This window comes from Psychrobacter sp. FME13 (assembly GCF_014861395.1).
GTDB lineage: Bacteria > Pseudomonadota > Gammaproteobacteria > Pseudomonadales > Moraxellaceae > Psychrobacter.
The window spans coordinates 1-2,086 of record NZ_RRYV01000262.1 but is presented as its reverse complement, the minus strand read 5'-3'; the positions used below and the strand labels follow the sequence as shown (position 1 = coordinate 2,086).

Genomic DNA, 2,086 nt, shown 5'->3' with positions numbered 1-2,086 from the left:
TCTAGGCCTCTTTTTCACCTGCTCTTTGATATTGCACTTCATGTGTTAATCTAAGTAATAAAACTTATAAATAATAGAACTTAATTAAGAATACGGATGTTCGGCGGGTCTATCTATAAATAATCAAACTTACCAGAGGATAGTAGTAGTTTATTTAGCTGCTCAGCAGTTTCGGTAATGTAGTCTGCGCCCCACTTTTTTAGGTTTTTCTGATCTTCAGGTGGAATATAACCATACGCCGCCAAAATAGTTGGCATGCCAGCTGCATTGCCAGCTTCAATATCACGTATATGATCGCCGACATATAGCACACAACCAGCAGCACCACGAGGAATAGCGAGTTTTTCTAACGCCACATACATTGGCTCTGGATCAGGTTTTGAGCGTGAGACATCATCAGGACACACCAAAACAGCGCAGCGCGAATCTAACTGCATTTGCATTAATAACTGCTCTGCCAAATAACGTGGCTTATTGGTGACAATACCCCATGGCACCTTCTTTTCTTCGAGCGTTGTAAGCACTTCTTCAAGCGCGCCGAATACGCAACTATCAACACATATCTCAGCTTCATAGTCATCTAAAAATTGCTGACGAAACTCAAGCAATGTTTCTTCACTGAGATCAAGTTGATCGTTATACCTTAGCATCAATTGCACCATGGCTGAGGCGCCCGCGGAAACCTGCTCACGAATCTCAATTTCAGGTGGTGCTTGCCAATTATTTTCGCGACTCATTTTACCGATGATACGGACAAAATCAGCAGCAGTATCGATCAATGTCCCATCAAGGTCAAATAAAACTGCTTTCACAAATTGGGCCATAGTAAATACTCTTAAATTAAATAACAAAGTTAATAAAATATGATGTCACCGAAACAACCAAGCACAGTACCAAAGGTCTAAGCCATTGGCTTTTGTACCGCTATCATATAATTGACATCGACATTTTGTGCGAGCCAGTAACGCTTGGTCAATGGATTATAATGCAGCCCAATGATGTCTTTACGCACAAAACCTGCATTGGTTGCCATTTGGTCTAATTCTGCTGGAGTAATAAATTTGGCATAATCGTGTGTACCACGATCAAGCAAACGTAATACATATTCTGCACCAACGATGGCAAATAAGTATGATTTAGGGTTTCTATTAATCGTCGATAATACACAAACACCGCCTGGTGCTAATAAATCAAAACACGCTTGCACAATCGAGCTTGGATCAGGTACGTGCTCCAGCATTTCCATACAAGTCACCACATCAAACTGACCGGCATGCGTTTTTGCCAAATCTTCTACTGGAATATGCTGATAGCGCAAAGTATTTTCTAAGCCGCTCTGCTCTGCATGTAACGCCGCCGCTTTCAGGTTTTCAGTACCCAAATCAACACCTGTTACATCAGCGCCACGACGTGCCATCGACTCTGACAATATACCGCCTCCACAACCAACATCAAGCACTTTTTTACCAGCCAAACCTGTCTCAGCTGTTTGGCTATCATTGTCGCTTTGATAGCTGCGCTTAATATGTTCTTCTATCCAATTCAGACGCAATGGATTAATTTCATGCAAGGTTGCAAACGCACCGCTATTGCTCCACCACTCGCTAGCCAATTTATTAAATTTTTCAACTTCGCTAGGATCAACATTTATAGCATGAGCCTTTGTATCATCGAGAGGGGTCTTCACTTTCTCATTCAAAGAGGGCGAGTAATGTAGAGCTGAGCTCATAGCGTTTTTCCTTTATTGTCATTATCATATACAGTATGCAATTGTGTGCTTAATATTAGCATGAGAGCAGCAACTTTGTCGTAAAGACATCGTCACCGATTGTGAATGATCTGCGCACACTCTGGCTTATTACAATATTCGATTACCAATTTTCTCTGGCCTATAATAAATGAGTGCACCTTCAATAATAGGTTGAAACCGTCCAAGCCTCAAATGACGAAACCCTAGGATGTGTCCTCATTTTAAAAATGGTGATCAATTGCCGTCAAACAAGGAAAATAGCGCAGATAAGATCGAGATATTAGGGCGTGTCCCTAATCTGGAAAAGTAAGTATAAAGCCTTTAAAATAAAGAGAC

At 41.2% G+C, this 2,086-nt stretch carries 2 protein-coding genes; both read right to left on the bottom strand.

What is annotated here, in order from left to right:
- Nucleotides 1-113: 113 nt before the first annotated feature.
- Nucleotides 114-824: an HAD family hydrolase gene (locus EI164_RS15775; protein WP_192520931.1), complete on the bottom strand. Its 711-nt coding sequence runs from the start codon at nucleotides 822-824 to the stop codon at nucleotides 114-116.
- Between the two features lie 77 nt (nucleotides 825-901).
- Nucleotides 902-1,729, bottom strand: a complete 828-nt coding sequence (gene ubiG, locus EI164_RS15770; protein WP_192520930.1) for a bifunctional 2-polyprenyl-6-hydroxyphenol methylase/3-demethylubiquinol 3-O-methyltransferase UbiG — start codon at nucleotides 1,727-1,729, stop codon at nucleotides 902-904.
- Between the last annotated feature and the right edge of the window lie 357 nt (nucleotides 1,730-2,086).